This window comes from Janibacter sp. Y6 (assembly GCF_040900765.1).
GTDB classification, from domain to species: Bacteria; Actinomycetota; Actinomycetes; order Actinomycetales; family Dermatophilaceae; genus Marihabitans; species Marihabitans melonis.
Genome location: NZ_JAKLYZ010000001.1, coordinates 279,155 through 297,337 on the forward strand (window position 1 = coordinate 279,155; position 18,183 = coordinate 297,337).

The window sequence follows — 18,183 nt, forward strand, 5'->3', positions numbered from 1 at the left end:
CGCACGGCGCTTCCAGAGGTGCCTGATCCGCGGGGTCCTGGCGCCTGAGAGGTTCCGGGGAGTTTGCCCCTTCGGCGCCCCGTCGACGTGGACGGGGACTCTCCCCCGCGGGGTGAGCAGCGCCTCGCAGACTACCAGCGGTGCGACGAGGCAGGAGATCCCCCGCGGACGGGCGGGCTCCCGGCCCGGGTCACGGGCGAGCCGGTCAGGCGAGCTTCGCGCGGCGGCGCGCGCCGAGCTCGTCACCGGCGACCTCGGCGAGCTCGCCGGTCACGTCGTCGTAGCGCTCGGAGGGCAGCTCCATGAGCGAGCCCTCGACCTCGCGCCACACCCGGCCGACGGCGATGCCGAAGACGCCCTGACCGCCCTGGACGAGGTCGATGACCTCGTCGGCGGAGGTGCACTCGTACACGCTCGCCCCGTCGCTCATGAGGGTGATCTGAGCGAGGTCCTCGACCCCGCGCTCGCGCAGGTGCTGGATGGCGACCCGGATCTGCTGGAGCGAGACACCGGTGTCGAGCAGGCGCTTGACGACCTTGAGCACGAGGATGTCGCGGAAGCCGTAGAGCCGCTGGCTGCCCGAGCCGTGCGCCCCGCGCACGGAGGGCTCGACGAGCCCGGTGCGGGCCCAGTAGTCGAGCTGGCGGTAGGTGATGCCGGCGGCCTTGCACGCCGCCGGGCCGCGGTAGCCGATGTCCTCGCTGAGGTCCGGCAGGTCGTCGTCGAAGAGGACGCCCTGCGCGCGCACGGAGGGCTGCGGCTTGTCGTCCTGGGACGTGCTGTCCACCGTGCCTCCTGCGCGTGACGGGCCCCTGCGGGCCCGCCGAGGGAATCACACCGCTGTGGTGCGACTCGTCCACGGTACGGCGGGCCCGGGAGGGGGTCAACGACCGAGCCGTCCCCGCACCCGGGCGTGTCGGTCACGAAACGGTGTCGGCGAGGACCGCCGCGGGCCTCAGCGCCCGGGCTGGGGACCGGCGCCAGGCCCGGCGTCGGCTCCCCCGTCGCCCTCGCCCTCGCCGGCGGGCGTCTCGAAGTCCTCGGGGCTGATGTCCTCGAGGAACTCCTTGAAGCGCTCGACCTCGTCCTCCTCCTCCGAGGACTCGACCCCGGCCTGGGCGACGAGCTCCTCGGTCGCGAGGACGTCGGCGCCGCAGCGCAGCGCGACGGCGATCGCGTCGGAGGAGCGCGAGTCGACCCGGGTGCCGTCGTCGAGGACGAGGTTGGCGTAGAAGACCCCCTCGTCGAGGGTGACGATCTCGACGGAGGTGATCCGGCGCCCGACCGCCTCGACGACGTCGACGAGCAGGTCGTGCGTCAGCGGGCGCGGGGGCTCGACGCCCTCCTGCGCGTAGGCGATCGACGTCGCCTCGGCGGCGCCGATCCAGATCGGCAGGTAGCGCGAGCCGTCGCGCTCGCGGAGCAGGACGATGGGCTGGGAGGTCGGCATCTCGACCCTGACGCCGAGGACATCGAGTGCAATCACGAGACCACCGTAGTCCGCCGACCTGTGACCGCGCGGGGTGGGCGACGGGGTGACCTCGATCAGTCGTCGAGGTGCTGCAGCTGCGCGCGGACGAGCGCCGTGTGCAGGTCGAGGCACGCGGCCGCGACGGTCCGCGCCTGCGCGCCGGGGTCGGGCTCGACCGGACCGCGCCCATGCACCGAGCGCTGGGCGCGCACGTGCTCGACGAGGCCGACCTCGCGCTCGGCGGCGGTGCGGAAGGGGCGCAGGTGACGCACCTCGATGCCCGCGGCGACGAGGACGGCGGCGGCGCGCGCGACGTCGAGGTCGTCCTGCCCGTGGTGCTCCCCGGCCGGGCGCACGAGGCCGTAGCTCACGAGGTCGCGCAGCGTCGACCCGTCGATGCCGGCCGCCTCGGCGAGCTCGGACGCCGTGAGGCGAAGGGGGGCGCGCGGCGCGAGGACGTCGGGGTCGGTGCGCTCCCCCGCCGGCGGCGCCGCGGCCCGGGCCTGCCCGGTGGCCTCGTCGACGACGAGGCCACGGTCGAGCGCGTCGAGGTGCTCACGGATCACCTTGAGGGGCCAGAAGCGGTCGCGCTGCGCGGAGAGGACGAAGCGCAGCCGCTCGACGTCGGCGTCGCTGTAGCGGCGCGAGCCCTTCGGCGTGCGCTGGGGGGTGATGAGCCCCTGCGCCTCGAGGTAGCGGATCTTCGAGATCGAGATGTCGGGGAAGGTCTCGCCCAGCGCCGCGAGGACCGCCCCGATCCCGACGGTGCGGCCGGACGTCACCTACGCGGTGCCGGCGTAGAAGACGAGCCGGAACTTGCCGATCTGGACCTCGTCACCCGTGCGCAGCAGCGCGTCGTCGATCCGCTCGCGGTTGACGTACGTGCCGTTGAGCGAGCCGACGTCGCGCACCGAGAAGCCCTGCTCGCCGCGGCTGAAGACCGCGTGCTTGCGCGAGACGGTGACGTCGTCGAGGAAGATGTCGCTGCTCGGACCACGGCCGGAGGTGACCTCGGCGTCGTCGAGGAGGAAGCGGGCCCCCGTGTTGGGGCCGCGCAGCACGATGAGCAGCGCCGTGCCGGCGCGCAGCGCCTCGACCGTCGCCTGCTCCTCGCGGCTCAGCAGGTGGTCGACCTGGTCGTGCGCCTCGGGCGCGACCGCGTCGACACCCGTGAACTGCTGGGTGACGGGGTCCTGACGGTGCTGGGGCACCTGCTCGTCGGAGCCGGTCATCGAGAGTCCTCCTTGGCTGCTCGTTGCGTGGGGTCAGCCTAGACGACCGACCGCGGGTGCGGTCGGTCGCCCGGGCGAAGGGGGTGCGGGCTCAGCCGAGCTGCTGCTGGTACGCCTCGGCGTCCATGAGCTCGCTGGTGTCGGCGCCGTCGCCGAGGGTGATCTCGTACATCCACCCGTCGCCGTAGGGGTCGGAGTTGACGAGCTCGGGGGTGCCCTCGAGCGCCTCGTTGACGGCGGTCACGGTGCCCGTGAGCGGGGCGTAGAGGTCGGAGACCGACTTCGTGGACTCGACCTCGCCGCACGAGTCGCCCTTGCTCACCTCGTCGCCGACCGTCGGCAGGCTGACGAAGACGACGTCGCCGAGGGCCTCCTGGGCGTAGCCGGTGATGCCGATGCGCACGCCCTCGGCGGTCTCGCGCACCCACTCGTGGTCGGTGGTGTAGCGCAGGTCGTCGGGGTACTCGCTCATGGCTCTCCTCGGTGCTCGTGGTGGGGCGTGCTCGTGTGCGGGGCTGGTCGTCGTCCGGTGGCGCTGACGCGGCGGGCCGCTCGTGCCGTGACCCTACCGGGAGGCCGAGGGCTCGGGGACGGGGCGAGCGTAACGAGGGCTCGAAACACGGTGCAACGCGTCGACGGACACCTCGTCCTGCTCGGTGACGGTGACCTGCCCCCCGCGCCCGCGCACCGACTCGGTGATGCCGCCGGGGATCTCCATCGCCGAGCTGAGCGTCTGCGCGTCGCCGATGACGGTGAAGGTGTACGGACGGGTCAGGGTCTGCCCGTCGGCCTGGATCGAGCCGTCGGTGTCGGTGAAGTAGCTGCCCGCGACGAGCCGCACGTCGTCGACCTGCATCGCCTCGGCGCCCGCGTCGCGCAGCTCCTGCATCGCGTCGAGCAGGACCGTCGCCGAGATCGCGTCACCGTCGCCGTCGAGCGTCACGGTGACGCCCGGGCCGGTCGCGGGGACGGTGCCGGCGAGGATGCCCAGGGCGTCGAGCCGCTCCTGGGCGCTGCGGACGGCCTCGACGGACCCCCCTTCGCTGCGCAGCTGGTCACGGCTGGACTCGAGCTCGGCGATCTCGGTGTCGAGACGCTCGCCGTTCTGCGAGACGTCGTCGAGGATCCGCACGAGCTCGTCCTGGCGCAGGTCCTCGAGCCCCTGCTCCTGGGTCTCGCTGACCTGGGTGGCGATGGCGAAGCCGAGCAGGGCGGCGAGCAGCAGCGCGAGGAGGTTGGCCCGGGTCGGCCGGGGGCGCGCCATGAGGTAGACGCGACGCCACGGGCTGCGGGTCTGCTCCTGCGGCTCGGCGGGCTCCTGCGCGGCGGCCTCCTCCACGGGTGCCTCCTCCACGGCGGGCTCCTGCGGCTCGTCGGGCTCGACGTCTCCGGGGCGCTCGCTCATGCGCTGAAGAGGTGCCGGCGGATCGAGGCGACGTTGGAGAAGATCCGCACGCCGAGGACGACGACGACGCCGGTGGAGAGCTGGGAGCCGACGCCGAGCTGGTCGCCGAGGAAGACGATGAAGGCCGCGACGACGACGTTGGAGAGGAAGGAGACGACGAAGACCTTGTCGTTGAAGATGCCGTCGAGGGTCGCGCGCACCGCGCCGAAGACGGCGTCGAGCGCCGCGATGACGGCGATGGGCAGGTAGGGCTGCAGGCCGAGGGGGACGTCGGGCTGCAGCACCAGCCCGATGACCAGCCCGGCGACGAGCCCGAGGGCGGGGATCATGGGGTCTCCTTCGTGGACTGCCCGCCGGTGGCGGGCCGGGCGTTGCGCAGCGTCGTCGACACGACGCTCGGCAGGGTCATCGAGTCGACGGTGCCGCTGCTCGTGGCGATGCCGAAGTTCTGCTGCAGACCGGTGAGGTAGGCCCCGCCGGGTCCCGCGGCGAAGCGGGACTGCATCGCCTGGGGGTCGCCGACGGCCTCGATCGTGTACGGCCGGGTCAGCGGGCGGAAGTTGACGAGGATCGCGTCGCCGGCGAAGCGGATCGCCGAGCGGCTCGTGAGGCGCTGGCCGTTGACCGCGACGGCCTCGGCGCCCGAGGCCCACAGCGCGTTGACGAGGACCTGGAGGTCGCGGCTCTGCACCCGGCCGTCGTCGGAGGTCTGCGAGCGGGCGTCGCCGTCGCCGTCGGCACCGGTCCCCTCGGCGTCGTCGACGACGACGCGCAGCCCGGGGCCGGTCACCGCGACGCCGCCGTCGGCGACCCGCAGCCGCTCGACCTGGGCGGTGCGCTGCTGGACGAGGTCGGGGTCGACGGAGGTGGTCGCGGCGTCGACCTCCGCCTGCAGCGCGCGGGCCGTGCGGGTGCGCTCGTCGACGACCTCCTGGCGGGCCTGGATGCGCTCGACGAGCTCGGCGCGGGTCTGCGTGCGCGTCGTCTCGCGCGAGCGCAGGTCGGCGGCGGCGATGCCGACGACGAGACCGATGATGAGCAGGTAGACGACGAGGACCGGGGTGCGCCAGCCGGTGCTCGGCGGCAGCCCCTCGGCAGCGCGCGCGTCCGCCGCGGCCTGGTACCCGGGGTCGAGCGGGCGCTCGAGCATCGAGGTGATGAGCGTCATCGAGGCGTCCGGGCGACGCGAGCCCTCGGGGCCCGGCGGCGGCGTGCGCGGGGCGCGGGGGGTCCTAGGCGGCACGGGACCTCCTCGACGCGAGCGTCCAGACCTCGAGGAGGTAGACGGCCGCAGAGACGAGGTAGAGGCCGACGCCCCACCACGCGAAGGCCCAGCCCACCGGCCGGGCGAGCTGCGCGAGCGTGCCATCGCCGACCGCGAGGAGCAGCAGCGGGAAGGCGTAGAGGAGGTTGAAGGTCGCCGCCTTGCCGACGAAGTGCACCGACAGGCCGCGGGCGGCCTCGTCGCGCACGCCGATGACGGCGAGGGCGAGGACGAGGTCGCGACCGACGAGGATCGCGACGAGCCACCACGGGATGATGTCGCGGTAGGCCAGACCGAGCACCGTCGTGAAGATGTAGAGCCGGTCGGCCACGGGGTCGAGGACGGCGCCGAGGCGAGACGTGAGGTCGAAGTGCCGCGCGATCTTGCCGTCGAGGTAGTCGGTGATCCCCGAGAGCATGAGCGTCGCGAGGGCGATGCCGTCGTGCCGGGTGAGGATCGCCCACAAGAAGATCGGGACGCCGACGAGCCGCATCGCCGACAGGGCGTTGGGGAGGGTCCAGACGTCGCTGCCGCGGGTGGCGGCGCTCGGGCTGGGATCGGTCGTCACCTGGCCAGGGTAGGCGGTGCCCCGGCTGGCACAGTGCAGGCATGGCCCGATCCGTCCTCGACGTCCCCCTTCGCACCCTGCGCGCCCGGACCTCGGCGAAGTGGCGCGCCTACGACCCCGACGTGCTGCCGCTGTGGGTCGCCGAGATGGACGTCATGCCGGCACCCGCGGTCGTGCGGGCGCTCGCCCGGGTCGCCGAGACCGGCGACCACGGCTACCCGTGGGGCCCGGCCTACCCCGAGGCGGTGGCGCGGTGGTACGACCGCTCCTTCGGGGTCGCCGTCGACCCGGGCGCGTCGCAGCTCGTCGCCGACGTCATGACCGGTGTGGCGCACGCGCTGCGGGCGGTCACCGCGCCTGGCGCCGCGGTCGTCATCACCACCCCGGTCTACCCGCCCTTCCACAGCGTCGTCGGCGACGTCGGCGCCGGTCGCGTCGAGGCGCCGCTCGACGCGGACGGCCGGCTCGACCTCGAGACGGTGCGCGCCGCGCTCGTCGAGGGCGGGCCCGGCTCGAGCGTGCTCCTGTCGAACCCCCACAACCCGACGGGCGTCGTGCACTCCCCCGCCGAGCTCGAGGCCCTCCTCGCCCTCGCCGCCGAGCACGACGGCCACGTCGTGAGCGACGAGATCCACGCGCCCCTCGTGCTGCCGGGCGCCGGCTTCACCTCCGTCCTCGCGGCGCCGGGCGGCTCCCGGGCCCTCGTCGTCACCTCGGCGGCGAAGGGGTGGAACCTCGCCGGGTACAAGGCGGCCGTCCTCGTCGCGGGGGACGACGTGCGCGACGTCCTGCGCCGGCTACCGGCCTCGGCGGGCTACCAGGCCAGCCACGTCGCCGTCCTCGCCCACGTCGCCGCCCTCGACGACGGCCAGGACTGGCTCGGCGCGCTCGTCGACGACCTCGACGCCAACCGCGCGCTGCTCGGCGACCTCCTCGCGCAGCACCTCCCGCAGGTCACGTGGCGCCCGATGGAGGCGACCTACCTCGCGTGGCTCGACTGCTCGGCGCTGGGCTGGCCTGACCCCTCGGGGGTCTTCCTCGAGCAGGGCCGGGTGGCGCTCAACCGCGGCCGCGACTTCGGGCGGGGCGGCGCCGACCACGTGCGGCTCAACCTCGCCACCTCCCCCGAGGTCCTCGTCGAGGCGGTCGAGCGGATGGGGCGGGCTGCCGCGTCCGCGGGCTGACGCCGGTGGTGTGAGCAGGCCGTGAGCACGGCCCGGGGTCCATCGCCCCGGGCCGTATGGATGTCGTGAGGACGGGCGCGCAGGGGCGGCCCGCAGGCGTTGCATCGCAGGTGCGCCCGACCGGCGCCCGCCCGCCCCCGGCGAGCGGTCTCCCTTCGCCATCGGAGTCCTCACGGTGCTCGACCTCATCTACCTGGCGGCCGCGGTCGCCCTCTTCGCCCTCGTGGGCCTGCTCGCCCGGGCGGTGGAGCGGCTGTGATCGTCGTCGAGCTGCTCGCCGTCGTGCTCGGGGTCGCCGCGCTCGGCTACCTCCTGCTCGCCCTGCTCGCACCGGAGCGCTTCTGATGCAGGGCTGGCTCCTCCTCGCCTCCGTCGCGACCCTCGTCGTGGTCCTCGGCCTCCTCCACCGCCCCGTCGGCGACCACCTCGCTCGCACGTACACGAGCGAGCACGACTGGCGCGTCGAGCGCGCGGTCTACCGGGTCCTCGGCGTCGACCCCCGGCAGGGGCAGACCTGGCAGGCCTACCTGCGGGCCGTCCTCGCCTTCTCGCTCGTCGGGGTCCTCGGCCTGCACCTGCTGCTGCGCTCGCAGCAGTGGCTGCCGCTCTCGGAGGGGGCGACGACCCTCGACCCCGCGGTCGCGATGAACACGGCGATCTCCTTCGTGACGAACACGAACTGGCAGGCCTACTCGGGAGAGACGCTGTCGCCGACGATCCAGCTGCTCGGCCTCGTCGTGCAGAACTTCGTCTCCGCCGCCACGGGCATGGCGGTCGCGGTCGCGCTCGTGCGCGGCCTGGCCGGCGACCGGGTGAGCACCGTCGGCAACTTCTGGGTCGACCTCGTGCGCTCGTGCCTTCGGGTGCTGCTCCCGCTGGCCGTCGTCGGGGCCCTCGTCCTCGTCGCCGGCGGGGTGGTGCAGAACCTCGCGGGCTTCACCGACGTGACGACGCTGACCGGGGGTGCGCAGTCGGTCCCCGGCGGGCCGGTGGCATCGCAGGAGGCGATCAAGCTGCTCGGCACCAACGGCGGCGGGTACTACAACGCCTCGCGGGCGAGGAGGTGCTCGCGAGCGCGGGAGAGGTCGACCTCGCCGGCGCCGCACCCGTGAGCACCCTCGACCTCGCGCCGGGCACGACCCTCGAGCTCACCGGCGAGGTGGCCGCGAGCGAGCGACGGCTGCTCGGCGTCGTCGCCGCCCAGCTCACCGCGGCCCTCGAGCACCAGCGCCTCACCGAGACCGCCCGCGAGATCGAGCCCATCGCCGCCTCGGACCGGGTCCGCGGCGCCCTGCTGTCGGCCCTCAGCCACGACCTGCGCCGCCCGCTCGCAGCGGCTACCGCCGCGGTCGGCGGGGTGCGGGCAGCAGGGCCGGACCTGCGCGAGGAGGACCGCCGCGAGCTGCTCGACACCGCCGAGGAGAGCCTGGCCGCGCTGTCGGCGCTCATGTCCGACCTGCTCGACGTCAGCCGGCTCAGCTCGGGCGTGCTCACCATCGCGACAACGCCCACCGACCCGGCCGAGGCGATCGCGCCAGCGCTCGACGAGCTCGGTCTCGGCCCCGCGCAGGTGCGCCTCGCCCTGGCCCACGACGAGGTCGAGGTGCTCGCCGACCCCGTGCTCCTCCAGCGGGTCGTCGTCAACCTCCTCACCAACGCGGATCGGCACTCACCGCCGGACGAGCCCGTGCTCGTGTCGACGAGCACCTTCGGCGGGCGGCTGGAGATCCGCGTCGCCGACCGCGGCCCGGGCATCGCGCAGGACCGGCGCGACGAGGTCTTCCTGCCCTTCCAGCGGCTCGGCGACACCGACAACACGACGGGCCTCGGGCTCGGTCTGGCGCTCTCGCGCGGCTTCGTCGAGGGCATGCACGGCCGGCTCACGCCGGAGGACACGCCCGGCGGAGGCCTCACCATGGTCGTCTCGCTCCCCGTCCACGACCCCTCGCAGGAGGCCCGGTGAAGATCCTCGTCGCCGACGACGACCCGCAGATCCTGCGGGCGCTGCGCATCACCCTCACGGCGAAGGGGTACGACGTCGTCACCGCGCTCGACGGCGCCCAGGCGGTCGCCGCGGCCGTCGACCAGCAGCCCGATCTCGTCCTGCTCGACCTCGGGATGCCCCGGCTCGACGGGGTCGAGGTCATCCATGCCATCCGGGGGTGGTCGCAGGCCCCGATCCTCGTCGTCTCCGGCCGGGCCGGCTCGGCCGACAAGGTCGAGGCGCTCGACGCGGGCGCCGACGACTACGTCACCAAGCCCTTCGCCGTCGACGAGCTGCTCGCCCGGGTGCGCGCCCTCACCCGGCGCGTCCCCCAGGCCGCCGAGACCCCGGCGGTGCGCCTCGGCGAGGTGACGGTCGACCTCGCGGCCCGCAGCGTCGTGCGCGAAGGGGAGGGCGGCCGTCAGCACGTCCGCCTCACCCCCACCGAGTGGCAGGTCCTCGAGATCCTCGTGCGCAACCGCGGCCGCCTCGTCACCCGGCAGACCCTGCTGACGAGCATCTGGGGCAGCGAGCACGTCGCCGACACCGGGTACCTGCGCCTGTACGTCTCGCAGCTGCGCAAGAAGCTCGAGCCCGACCCGGCGCACCCGCGCCACCTGCTCACCGAGGCCGGCATGGGGTACCGCCTCGAGCTCGACGGCTGAGCACGGGTTCCGGCCCCCCCTGACGCCCCGCTGCGCCGCCGCACGCCCGTAGGGTCGGCAGCCCCGGGGCCACCGGGGCACCCGACCCGAAGGAGACAGACGTGAGCGAGTACAGCGCGGAAGAGCTCGACGCCGCACGCGAGGCCGCCCAGAACGCCGTGGACACCGCGACCTCCTGGGACTACAGCGCCGGTGAGACGAAGATCGCCGACAAGCTGCGCGAGGGGCTGGACGAGGCGCAGGTCGAGGTCGAGCCCGCCGAGCTCGAGCGGCTCGTCGCCGAGATCGATGCCCTGTCCACCGACGAGAGCGCCGGTCCCCCGACCGTGCGCGCCGCCACGCCGCGCTGACGGCCGTGCCCTGACCCCTCGAGGGGTCAGGCCGACGACGGGTCGACGAGCTCTGCGACGAGCTCGCCGGCCCGTCGCTGCATCCACGGGTCCACCCCACGGTGAGCCACTCCCCCTTCGAGGAGGAGGAAGACGTGCTCGGCCAGGCCGGCCGGGTCGTCCCCGCCGAGACCCTCCTCGCGCAGCAGCCGCTCGAGGAGCTCGCGCACGGCCCGCTTGTGCTCGCGCACGACGTCGAGACCGGGGTGGTCCGCGGGCAGCTCGGCCGCGGCGTTGAGGAACCCGCAGCCGCGGTCGACCGGGAGCGGGTCGTGCGCGTAGGCCTCGACGACGGCGAGCACCCGGGGGGCGTCGGCATCGGCCAGCCGCTCCTGCAGGCGCCCCCACCACTGCTCGTGGCGACCCCGCAGGTAGGCGACGACGAGCGCGTCCTTGGACCCGAAGCGGTCGTAGAGGGTGCGCTTGGTGACGCCCGACTCCGCGGCGATCGTGTCGACCCCGACGGCGTGGATCCCGCGCCGGTAGAAGAGCTCTGAGGCGGTCTGAAGGATCCGGCGGGCGCCCGGTGTCAGATCTGCGCTCGGGCTCGTCGTGGGTGCCATCGCTCCCCCTTCGTCGCTGGCCGGCCGTCCTCTCCTCGACCCCACCATCTCACAGACCGGTATAGTGTCGGGGTCTGCTACGGGTTGGCCCGCTTCGCCTACGGGCTCTTCGTGCCGGCCTTCCGCGAGGACTTCGACCTCGGACCCACGGCCACCGGAGCCGTCGCGTCCGGCTCCTACGTCGCGTACTGCCTCGCCGTGGTCGCCGCGACGGTGCTCACCCCGCGCCTCGGTGCCCGCGGGGTGGCCGTGGCCGCCGGGACGGTCGCCACGGCCGGGACGGCACTCGTCGCGCTGGCCCCGACCTCGGCGGTCCTCGGCGCCGGGGTGCTGCTCGCCGGCGCGAGCACGGGCGTCGCCTCTCCCCCGCTGGCCCACGCCGTCGCCCGCACCGTCCGCGCGGCGCGGCGCGATCGCACGCAGGCAGTCGTCAACGCCGGTACGGGGCTGGGTGTCGCCGTGGCCGGCCCCGTCGCGCTCGTCGCGCAGGACAGCTGGCGGGCTGCGTGGGCGGTCTTCGCCCTCCTCGCCGCGGCGACGACCTTCTGGGCGGCCCGGGTCGTCCCGCCGGCGCGCGACGACAGCGCGTCGGTGCCCTCCCTCCTCCCCCGCCCGCTCCTGCCGGTCGGGGCCGGACGACTGCTCCTCGGCGCTGCCGTCATGGGCCTGGCGAGCGCGGCGGTGTGGACCTTCGGGCTCGACCTCCTCGTGACTGAGGGCGGCACGGGCCCGACGACCGCCCGTCTCGCCTGGGTGCTGCTCGGCGCCCTCGGGGTGCTCGGCGCGGCCGCCGGCGACGTCGAGGCCCGGCTGGGCCCGGCGAGGGCGTGGACCACGACGACGGTCGCGCTGGCGGGCGCCACCGCCGTCCTCGCGCTCGCCCCCGGCACGCCCGCACTCACCCACCCCGCCGCCGCCGTCTTCGGGGGCTCCTACATCGCGATGTCCGGCCTGCTCCTCCTGGGCGGCACTCGGGTGTACTCCGACGAGCCGTCCGCGGGCGTCGGCATCGCCTTCCTCGTGCTCGCGCTCGGCCAGGCGACCGGCTCGCTCGCCCTCGGCGCGCTCGCCTCGGGCACGGGGCTGCGCACCGCCGTCCTCGTGGCCGCCGGGGTCGGGCTCATCGGCGCCCTCGCGCCGCCGCGGACGTCCTGAGATCGCGCCCGGGGACACGACGAGGCCCGGTGGACCATGTGGTCCACCGGGCCTCGTCTCGTGCTCTGCACGCCGTCGGGATGACAGGATTTGAACCTGCGACCCCTTGACCCCCAGTCAAGTGCGCTACCAAGCTGCGCCACATCCCGGTGTGCTGTGAAGCCGCCCCGTCGCCGGAGCGAAGTCACTCTAACTCAGCCGTCCCGCGTCTTCGTAATCGGCCCGGGTCGGGTCGCGGGCCGGCCCCCTTCGCCCGTGACGACGGGGGCCGCGGACCGGCTCAGCGCTCGCGACGACGACGCTCGCGCACCCGCACGGAGATCTCGACGGGCGTGCCCTCGAAGCCGAACTCCTCGCGCAGCCGGCGCTCGAGGAAGCGGCGGTACCCGGCCTCGATGAAGCCGGACGCAAAGACGACGAAGCGCGGCGGACGGGTCGAGGCCTGCGTCGCGAAGAGGATGCGGGGCTGCTTGCCCCCGCGCACCGGGTGCGGGTGCCCGGAGACGATCTCGCCCATGACGGCGTTGAGCCGACCGGTCGGCACGCGGGTGTCCCACGACGTCAGCGCGACGTCGAGGGCCGGCACGAGCTTGTCGACGTGGCGGCCGGTGCGCGCCGAGAGGTTGACGCGTGGCGCCCACTGCACCTGGACGAGCTCGCGCTCGATCTCCCGCTCGAGGTAGTAGCGCCGCTCCTCGTCGAGCAGGTCCCACTTGTTGTAGGCGATGACGAGCGCACGGCCGGTCTCGACGACCTGGCTGATGACGCGCAGGTCCTGCTCGGCGATGGCCTCCTCGGCGTCGATGAGCACGACGGCGACCTCGGCCTTCTCGAGCGCGGTCTGCGTGCGCAGCGAGGCGTAGAAGTCGGCGCCCCTCGTCTGGTGGACGCGGCGTCGGATGCCGGCGGTGTCGACGAAGCGCCAGGTGCGCCCGCCGAGCTCGACGAGCTCGTCGACCGGGTCGCGGGTCGTGCCCGCGACGTTGTCGACGACGACGCGCTCCTCGCCGGCGAGCTTGTTGAGCAGCGAGGACTTGCCGACGTTCGGGCGGCCGACGAGGGCGACGCGCCGGGGACCGCCGACCGGCATCGGCTCGGCGACCATCGAGCGGTCCGGGAGCACCTCGAGGACGGCGTCGAGGGCGTCACCGCTGCCGCGGCCGTGCAGGGCGGAGACGGGCCAGGGCTGACCGAGACCGAGGTTCCACAGCGCGGCGGCCTCGCCCTCCATGCGCATGTCGTCGACCTTGTTGGCGACGAGGACGACGGGCTTGCCGGCGCGGCGCAGCAGGCGCACGACGGCCTCGTCGTCGTCGGTCGCGCCGACGGTCGCGTCGACGACGAAGAGGACGACGTCGGCCATGTCGATGGCGACCTCGGCCTGCTCGGCGACCTTGAGGTGGATGCCGGTGGCGGTGGCCTCCCAGCCGCCGGTGTCGATCATCGTGAAGCGGCGCCCGGACCACTCGCCCTCGTAGGCGACGCGGTCACGGGTGACGCCGGGCACGTCCTCGACGACGGCCTCGCGGCGGCGCAGGATGCGGTTGACGAGGGTCGACTTGCCGACGTTCGGGCGGCCGACGATCGCGACGACGGGCAGCTCGCCCTCGTAGAGCTCGTCGGGCTGCTCCTGGAAGCCGTCGACGAGCGCCTGGTCCTCGGGCGTGAGCTCGAAGTCCTCGAGCCCCGCACGCAGCACGCGCTCGACGCCCTCGTCGTCGGCGGCGCCGAGGTCGGCGGGCTTCGGGCTCTGGCTGTCCACGGGCATCTCCTGGCGGGTCGAGGCGAAGGGGGCGGACCGGCCGGGTCGGCCCGTGTCCACCCCCATTGTCGCAGCCCCGTGGACCCCGGCGGTCCGCCCGGGCGCGTCGGCGCCCGGTCAGCCCGCGGAGCGCACCGCGTCGACGGCGGCGATCGCGGCCGCCACGCTCTCCTCGAAGGTCATCTCGCTGGTGTCCAGCGTGAGCACGCCGTCGGCGGCGACGAGGAACTGCGAGACCGACGAGTCGTCGCGGTCGCGCCGCACGACCTCGTCGCGGGTCGCCTCGAGGGCCTGCTCGTCGGCCGCGCCGTGCAGCTCGACGGTGCGGCGGCGCAGCCGGGCCTCCTCGCTCGCCGTGAGGAGCAGGCGCACGTCGGCGTCGGGGGCGACGACGGTCGTCACGTCGCGCCCCTCGGCGACGACGCTGCCCTGCTCGTCGCCGATGACGGTGATGAGGTCACGCTGCTGCTCCTGGAGCGCGACCCGGACCCCGGGGTTGGTCGCGACGGCCGAGACCTGCGCGCTGATCTGCGAGGTGCGGATCGCCTCGGTGACGTCGTCATCACCGACGAGGACCCCGGGCTCGGCCGGGTCGGCGCTCATGGCGAGCGGCAGCTCCTGGGCTGCCGCCGCGACGGCGTCGAGGTCATCGAGGTCGACCCCGGTCTCCAGGCACCACCAGGTGAGGGCGCGGTACATCGCCCCGGTGTCGAGGTAGCCGCCCCCGAGATGGGCGGCGACGGCCCGGGAGACGCTGGACTTGCCGGACCCGGAGGGACCGTCGACGGCGACGACGAAGGGGGCGCTCATGGGTGTCGATCCTAGGCGGGGCTCAGGAGTGCAGCTGCCAGCCCCGGGCGAGCAGGGCGTCCTCGAGCGGGCCGGCGGCGGCCGGCACGACGGAGACCTCGGCGACGCCGAAGGGCAGGCCGAGGCCGTGGTCGAGGCGCAGGTCCTCGAGGTTGATGCCCGCCTCGCCGATGTCGGCGAAGAGCCGCGCGAGCTCGCCGGGCCGGTCGTCAACGACGACGCTGACGAGCGTGTAGGCCGTCGGCGCGGCGCCGTGCTTGCCCGGGATCCGGGAGTGGCCCGCGTTGCCGTCGGCAATGGCGCGCGCGAGGACGGCGCGGGCACCCGGCGCGTCCTCGTCGAGGCCGTGCTCGAGGTCCCCGAGCGCGCCGATGACGCCGTCGAGCTCGTCGCGCAGGCTGGTGAGCACGGCCCGCACGGAGCCGGCGTTGCCGGCGAGGATTTGGGTCCACAGCCCGGGGTCGCTCGCCGCGATCCGGGTGACGTCGCGCACGCCCTGGCCGGCCAGGCCGACCGCGTGCTCGCTCAGCGGCTCGAGGCGGGCGGCGACGAGGCTCGCGGCGAGCTGGGGCACGTGCGAGACGGCGGCGACGGCGGCGTCGTGCTCGTCGGGCGTGAGCCGGCTGACGACCGACCCGACGGCCCGGGCGACGCGCTCGACGCGCTCGACCGCGGCGGGCTCGGTGCCCTCGTCGGCGCAGACGACCCAGGCCCGGCCCTCGAAGAGGTCGGGTCGCGCGGCGATGGCCCCGCTGCGCTCGCGCCCGGCCATCGGGTGCGAGCCGACGTAGCGCTCCAGGGGTGCGCCGAGACGCACGAGGTCGTGCCGGATGACGCCCTTGACCGAGGCGACGTCGGTGACCGTCGCCCTCGGCCAGCGGCGCAGGGCGTCGGCGACCACCGTCGGGGTGATGTCGGGCGGTGTCGCGACGACGACGAGGTCGGGCTCGGGGTGGCCGTCGTCGACGTAGCCCAGGCGCGGCCCGAGCCGGCCCGCGCCGAGATCCCGGGCGAGGGTCATCGCCGTCACCGACTGGTCCTGCAGGACCGGCTCGGCGCCGGCCCGGCGCAGGGCGAGACCGATCGACGCACCGATGAGACCGGTGCCGACGATCCAGACCTGCGGGAGCGCCTCGGCGCCGCTGCTCACAAGCCGACCGCCTTGTACAGCTGGCCGATCTCGCGCCGGCTGAGCGCCCGCCAGCGGCCGGACTTCGTCTGCCCGAGCTCGACGGGGCCGACCTGCACCCGGGTGAGGGTGAGCACGGGGTGCCCGACCTCCTCCATGAGCCGGCGCACGATGTGGTTGCGGCCCTCGTGCAGGACGATCTCGACGACCGCCTTGCCCGGGGTCGAGGCGACGACGGAGAAGGAGTCGACCTTCACCGGTCCGTCCTCGAGCTGCACGCCGGCGCGCAGCGTCTTGCCGAGGTCGCGGGGCACGGGGCCGGACACCTGGGCGACGTAGGTCTTGAGCACCCCGTAGCGGGGGTGCTGCAGGCGGTGGGCGAGGTCGCCGTCGTTGGTGAGGAGCAGCAGGCCCTCGGTGTCTGCGTCGAGCCGGCCGACGTGGAAGAGGCGCTCGGGGCGCTCCGCGACGTAGTCGCCCACCGAGGGACGGCCGAGGTCGTCCGACATCGTCGTGACGACGCCGAGGGGCTTGTTGAAGGCGAGGTAGACCCGGCTCTCGTCGAGCTGGACCCGCTCCCCGTCGACGTGGACGGTCTGGCTCGAGGGGTCGACGCGGATGCCGAGCTCGGTGACGACCTGGCCGTCCACCTGCACCCGGCCCGCTGCGATGAGCTCCTCGCAGGCGCGCCGCGAGCCGACGCCGGCCCCGGCGAGCAGCTTCTGCAGGCGCACGCCGTCGGGCGCGTGGACGTCGACCTCAGGTGCAGATCGAGGCTGCGGAGCGATCGTCGGCTGGCCCTGGCGCGAGCGCCCGGTCGTGCCGCGGTTGCCGCCGTCGGGTCGCCCACGGCGCGGGCCGCCACCCTGGCGCGAGCCCCCCTGACCACCCGGTCGGGAGCCCCCGGGGCCGCCCTGACGTCGGCCGCCGCCTCCGCCACCGCGGCGCTGTGCGTCGGCGGGGCTCATGCCCGGCCCTGCTCTGCGAGCTCGTCGATCATGTCTGCCTCCGGCAGGTAGGGAGCGATGGGCGGCAGGTCGTCGAGCGACTGCAGCCCCATCCGCTCGAGGAATGAGTCGGTGGTGCCGTACAGGGTCGAGCCGGACTCGCCGTCGTGGCTGACCTCGGTGATGAGCCCACGGGTGAGCAGGGTGCGCACGACGCCGTCGACGCTCACCCCGCGCACCGCGCTGATCCGGGCACGGGAGATGGGCTGGCGGTAGGCGATGACGGCGAGCGTCTCCAGCGAGGCCTGGGTGAGCCGGGCCTGCTGCCCGTCGAGGACGAAGCGCTCGACGACCGACGCGTACGCGGGGTGCGAGTACAGGCGCCAGCCGCCGGCGACGGAGCGGATCGTCCACCCGCGGGTGCCGTCGGCGAGCTCTGCCTCGATCTCGGCGAGGGCGTCGCGCACCGTCTCGACGGTCACCTCGAGGGCGGAGGCGAGGGCGACCTCGCTCACCGGCTCCTCGACGACCATGAGGACCGCCTCGACGGCCCCCTTCGCCCCACCGGGCAGCTCGTCGACGTCGAGGGCGAGCTGGCCGCCCTCGTCGGGTGCGTCCGGGGGGATCTCGTCGGTCGTGCTCATCGCGGGTCTCCTGCCTCGACGGGCCGAGGGCCGGCGTCGTCCTGCTCGGGGATGGTGCCGTCCGGGGTCTCCTCGGTGGTCGCACCGGCTGGGCTCTCCTGCGCGGCGGGCCGCTCGAGGTCGGCCTCGTCGAACTCGTCGCTCACCTGCACGTCGCCGTCCTGGGCGCCGACCCAGCGCACCGTGAGCTCGCCGAGCGCCTCGGGCTGTTCGAAGGTCACCGCCTGCTCGCGGAAGAGCTCGAGCAGGGCGAGGAAGCGGGCGACGACGACGAGCGTGGAGTCGGCGTCGCGCACGAGGGTGCGGAAGGACGCCGATCCGTGCTCTCGCAGCCGCTCGGCGACGATGCCCGCCTGCTCGACGACGCTCACCGTCGGCGCGTGGAGGTGGGCCAGGCCGACCGTCGGCTCCTCGCGCGGGGTGAGCGCACGGGCGGCGATCATCGCCAGCTGCTCGGGGGTGATCGTGATGACGAGCTCGGGCAGCAGACTGGCGAGCTGGGGCTCCAGCCCGGCCTGACGGGGCGTCATCCGCGCGCTGCGGCTCAGCTCGGCGGCGAAGCGACCGGCGACCTCGTTGAAGGCGCGGTACTGCAGCAGCCGGGCGAAGAGCAGGTCACGGGCCTCGATGAGCGCGAGGTCCTCCTCGTCGTCCTCGCGGCTCGTCGGCAGCAGCCGGGCGGCCTTGAGGTCGAGCAGGGTCGCGGCGACGAGGAGGAACTCCGAGGTCTGGCCGAGGTCGAGCTCGGCCTGGTTCTCGCGGATCGCCCGCAGGTGCATCATGAACTCGTCGGTGACCTTGGCCAGCGCGATCTCGGTGATGTCGAGCTGGTGCTTGCTGATGAGCCCGAGGAGGAGGTCGAAAGGACCCTCGTAGTTCTCGAGGTGGACGGTGAAGGCCTGCGAGGCGGCCCGCCGGGTGATCACTCCCCCCGGGACGGCCTCGGTCTCGGCGGGGACCGCCGCGGGCGGGTCGAGCAGCGCCGGGTCGAGTGCCGGGAGCTCGGTCATC

General features: G+C 74.3%; 22 protein-coding genes, 1 tRNA gene, 1 pseudogene and 1 riboswitch. Of the genes and pseudogenes, 7 read left to right on the top strand and 17 right to left on the bottom strand.

The genetic code is table 11. The features are described from left to right. Positions 1 to 22 precede the first annotated feature (22 nt). Positions 23 to 116, bottom strand: a riboswitch (glycine riboswitch). An 89-nt stretch (positions 117 to 205) separates the two neighbouring features. The 9 genes from L6241_RS01320 to L6241_RS01360 form a co-directional block, all read right to left on the bottom strand. Next, the gene (locus L6241_RS01320; protein WP_068275716.1) at positions 206 to 787 is read right to left on the bottom strand and encodes a MerR family transcriptional regulator; all 582 of its coding nucleotides are present in this window, start codon (positions 785 to 787) and stop codon (positions 206 to 208) included. Between the two features lie 168 nt (positions 788 to 955). Then, entirely contained in the window at positions 956 to 1,486 is a 531-nt protein-coding gene (locus L6241_RS01325; protein WP_368244459.1) for a bifunctional nuclease family protein, read from the bottom strand. Positions 1,487 to 1,545: 59 nt separating this feature from the next. After that, the gene (locus tag L6241_RS01330; protein WP_191563687.1) at positions 1,546 to 2,253 is read right to left on the bottom strand and encodes a MerR family transcriptional regulator; all 708 of its coding nucleotides are present in this window, start codon (positions 2,251 to 2,253) and stop codon (positions 1,546 to 1,548) included. Beyond that, positions 2,254 to 2,703, bottom strand: a complete 450-nt coding sequence (locus L6241_RS01335) for an FHA domain-containing protein (RefSeq protein ID WP_068275705.1) — start codon at positions 2,701 to 2,703, stop codon at positions 2,254 to 2,256. A gap of 91 nt (positions 2,704 to 2,794) precedes the next feature. After that, positions 2,795 to 3,175, bottom strand: a complete 381-nt coding sequence (gcvH, locus tag L6241_RS01340; RefSeq protein WP_068275701.1) for a glycine cleavage system protein GcvH — start codon at positions 3,173 to 3,175, stop codon at positions 2,795 to 2,797. A 93-nt stretch (positions 3,176 to 3,268) separates the two neighbouring features. Continuing rightward, the gene (locus L6241_RS01345) at positions 3,269 to 4,108 is read right to left on the bottom strand and encodes a DUF881 domain-containing protein (protein ID WP_368244460.1); all 840 of its coding nucleotides are present in this window, start codon (positions 4,106 to 4,108) and stop codon (positions 3,269 to 3,271) included. Next, entirely contained in the window at positions 4,105 to 4,437 is a 333-nt protein-coding gene (locus tag L6241_RS01350) for a small basic family protein (protein WP_068275698.1), read from the bottom strand. Before L6241_RS01350 ends, L6241_RS01345 begins: the two co-directional genes overlap by 4 nt. Next, positions 4,434 to 5,276 carry a DUF881 domain-containing protein gene (locus tag L6241_RS01355; RefSeq protein ID WP_068276582.1) on the bottom strand — a complete coding sequence of 281 codons (843 nt, stop codon included), beginning with the start codon at positions 5,274 to 5,276 and terminating at the stop codon, positions 4,434 to 4,436. Before L6241_RS01355 ends, L6241_RS01350 begins: the two co-directional genes overlap by 4 nt. A 64-nt stretch (positions 5,277 to 5,340) precedes the next feature. Beyond that, a complete protein-coding gene (locus L6241_RS01360; RefSeq protein WP_368244461.1) occupies positions 5,341 to 5,940 on the bottom strand; it encodes a CDP-alcohol phosphatidyltransferase family protein in 600 nt (199 codons plus the stop codon). A 41-nt stretch (positions 5,941 to 5,981) separates the two neighbouring features. Here L6241_RS01360 and L6241_RS01365 point away from each other — a divergent pair, with 41 nt between their 5' ends. The 6 genes and pseudogenes from L6241_RS01365 (at position 5,982) to L6241_RS01390 (ending at position 10,123) form a co-directional block, all read left to right on the top strand. After that, entirely contained in the window at positions 5,982 to 7,124 is a 1,143-nt protein-coding gene (locus L6241_RS01365; protein WP_368244462.1) for a MalY/PatB family protein, read from the top strand. A 255-nt stretch (positions 7,125 to 7,379) separates the two neighbouring features. Beyond that, entirely contained in the window at positions 7,380 to 7,469 is a 90-nt protein-coding gene (locus tag L6241_RS01370) for a potassium-transporting ATPase subunit F (RefSeq protein WP_068275687.1), read from the top strand. Beyond that, positions 7,469 to 8,176: pseudogene (locus tag L6241_RS01375) on the top strand (potassium-transporting ATPase subunit KdpA); the annotation flags it as partial. The gene L6241_RS01370 and the pseudogene L6241_RS01375, both read left to right, overlap by 1 nt. 11 nt (positions 8,177 to 8,187) lie before the next feature. Continuing rightward, a complete protein-coding gene (locus L6241_RS01380; RefSeq protein WP_368244463.1) occupies positions 8,188 to 9,087 on the top strand; it encodes a sensor histidine kinase in 900 nt (299 codons plus the stop codon). Further along, the gene (locus tag L6241_RS01385) at positions 9,084 to 9,773 is read left to right on the top strand and encodes a response regulator (protein WP_368244464.1); all 690 of its coding nucleotides are present in this window, start codon (positions 9,084 to 9,086) and stop codon (positions 9,771 to 9,773) included. Before L6241_RS01380 ends, L6241_RS01385 begins: the two co-directional genes overlap by 4 nt. A gap of 101 nt (positions 9,774 to 9,874) precedes the next feature. Further along, positions 9,875 to 10,123, top strand: coding sequence for a DUF3775 domain-containing protein (locus L6241_RS01390; RefSeq protein WP_123091809.1), 249 nt, complete (start codon positions 9,875 to 9,877; stop codon positions 10,121 to 10,123). A gap of 26 nt (positions 10,124 to 10,149) precedes the next feature. Here the strand turns inward: L6241_RS01390 and L6241_RS01395 are convergent, their stop codons facing one another. After that, positions 10,150 to 10,725, bottom strand: a complete 576-nt coding sequence (locus L6241_RS01395; RefSeq protein WP_368244465.1) for a TetR/AcrR family transcriptional regulator — start codon at positions 10,723 to 10,725, stop codon at positions 10,150 to 10,152. Between L6241_RS01395 and L6241_RS01400 the strand changes: the two genes are divergently transcribed. Next, positions 10,696 to 11,880, top strand: a complete 1,185-nt coding sequence (locus tag L6241_RS01400; protein WP_368245129.1) for a YbfB/YjiJ family MFS transporter — start codon at positions 10,696 to 10,698, stop codon at positions 11,878 to 11,880. The genes L6241_RS01395 and L6241_RS01400 overlap by 30 nt on opposite strands. A gap of 75 nt (positions 11,881 to 11,955) precedes the next feature. Here the strand turns inward: L6241_RS01400 and L6241_RS01405 are convergent. The 7 genes from L6241_RS01405 to L6241_RS01435 form a co-directional block, all read right to left on the bottom strand. Then, positions 11,956 to 12,029, bottom strand: a tRNA-Pro gene (locus L6241_RS01405). A gap of 131 nt (positions 12,030 to 12,160) precedes the next feature. Then, positions 12,161 to 13,642 (bottom strand): ribosome biogenesis GTPase Der, encoded by a 1,482-nt coding sequence (gene der / locus L6241_RS01410; protein WP_368244466.1) that lies wholly within the window; start codon positions 13,640 to 13,642, stop codon positions 12,161 to 12,163. A 117-nt stretch (positions 13,643 to 13,759) separates the two neighbouring features. Next, positions 13,760 to 14,452: a (d)CMP kinase gene (cmk, locus tag L6241_RS01415; RefSeq protein WP_368244467.1), complete on the bottom strand. Its 693-nt coding sequence runs from the start codon at positions 14,450 to 14,452 to the stop codon at positions 13,760 to 13,762. Between the two features lie 22 nt (positions 14,453 to 14,474). Continuing rightward, positions 14,475 to 15,602, bottom strand: a complete 1,128-nt coding sequence (locus L6241_RS01420) for a prephenate dehydrogenase (protein ID WP_368244468.1) — start codon at positions 15,600 to 15,602, stop codon at positions 14,475 to 14,477. Then, positions 15,599 to 16,549, bottom strand: a complete 951-nt coding sequence (locus L6241_RS01425) for a pseudouridine synthase (RefSeq protein ID WP_368244469.1) — start codon at positions 16,547 to 16,549, stop codon at positions 15,599 to 15,601. The genes L6241_RS01420 and L6241_RS01425 overlap by 4 nt, the downstream gene beginning before the upstream one ends. Beyond that, positions 16,546 to 17,172: an SMC-Scp complex subunit ScpB gene (scpB, locus tag L6241_RS01430; protein WP_068275644.1), complete on the bottom strand. Its 627-nt coding sequence runs from the start codon at positions 17,170 to 17,172 to the stop codon at positions 16,546 to 16,548. Before scpB ends, L6241_RS01425 begins: the two co-directional genes overlap by 4 nt. Further along, the gene (locus tag L6241_RS01435) at positions 17,169 to 18,182 is read right to left on the bottom strand and encodes a ScpA family protein (RefSeq protein ID WP_368244470.1); all 1,014 of its coding nucleotides are present in this window, start codon (positions 18,180 to 18,182) and stop codon (positions 17,169 to 17,171) included. Before L6241_RS01435 ends, scpB begins: the two co-directional genes overlap by 4 nt. Position 18,183 lies beyond the last annotated feature (1 nt).

Excerpts from the sequence above, each read along its gene's own strand:
- L6241_RS01335 (WP_068275705.1), bottom strand. The coding sequence starts at position 2,703 with ATGACCGGCTCCGACGAGCAGGTGCCCCAGCACCGTCAGGACCCCGTC.
- gcvH (WP_068275701.1), bottom strand. The coding sequence starts at position 3,175 with ATGAGCGAGTACCCCGACGACCTGCGCTACACCACCGACCACGAGTGG.
- L6241_RS01345 (WP_368244460.1), bottom strand. The coding sequence starts at position 4,108 with ATGAGCGAGCGCCCCGGAGACGTCGAGCCCGACGAGCCGCAGGAGCCC.
- L6241_RS01350 (WP_068275698.1), bottom strand. The coding sequence starts at position 4,437 with ATGATCCCCGCCCTCGGGCTCGTCGCCGGGCTGGTCATCGGGCTGGTG.
- L6241_RS01355 (WP_068276582.1), bottom strand. The coding sequence starts at position 5,276 with ATGACGCTCATCACCTCGATGCTCGAGCGCCCGCTCGACCCCGGGTAC.
- L6241_RS01365 (WP_368244462.1), top strand. The coding sequence starts at position 5,982 with ATGGCCCGATCCGTCCTCGACGTCCCCCTTCGCACCCTGCGCGCCCGG.
- L6241_RS01395 (WP_368244465.1), bottom strand. The coding sequence starts at position 10,725 with ATGGCACCCACGACGAGCCCGAGCGCAGATCTGACACCGGGCGCCCGC.
- cmk (WP_368244467.1), bottom strand. The coding sequence starts at position 14,452 with ATGAGCGCCCCCTTCGTCGTCGCCGTCGACGGTCCCTCCGGGTCCGGC.
- L6241_RS01425 (WP_368244469.1), bottom strand. The coding sequence starts at position 16,549 with ATGAGCCCCGCCGACGCACAGCGCCGCGGTGGCGGAGGCGGCGGCCGA.
- scpB (WP_068275644.1), bottom strand. The coding sequence starts at position 17,172 with ATGAGCACGACCGACGAGATCCCCCCGGACGCACCCGACGAGGGCGGC.
- L6241_RS01435 (WP_368244470.1), bottom strand. The coding sequence starts at position 18,182 with ATGACCGAGCTCCCGGCACTCGACCCGGCGCTGCTCGACCCGCCCGCG.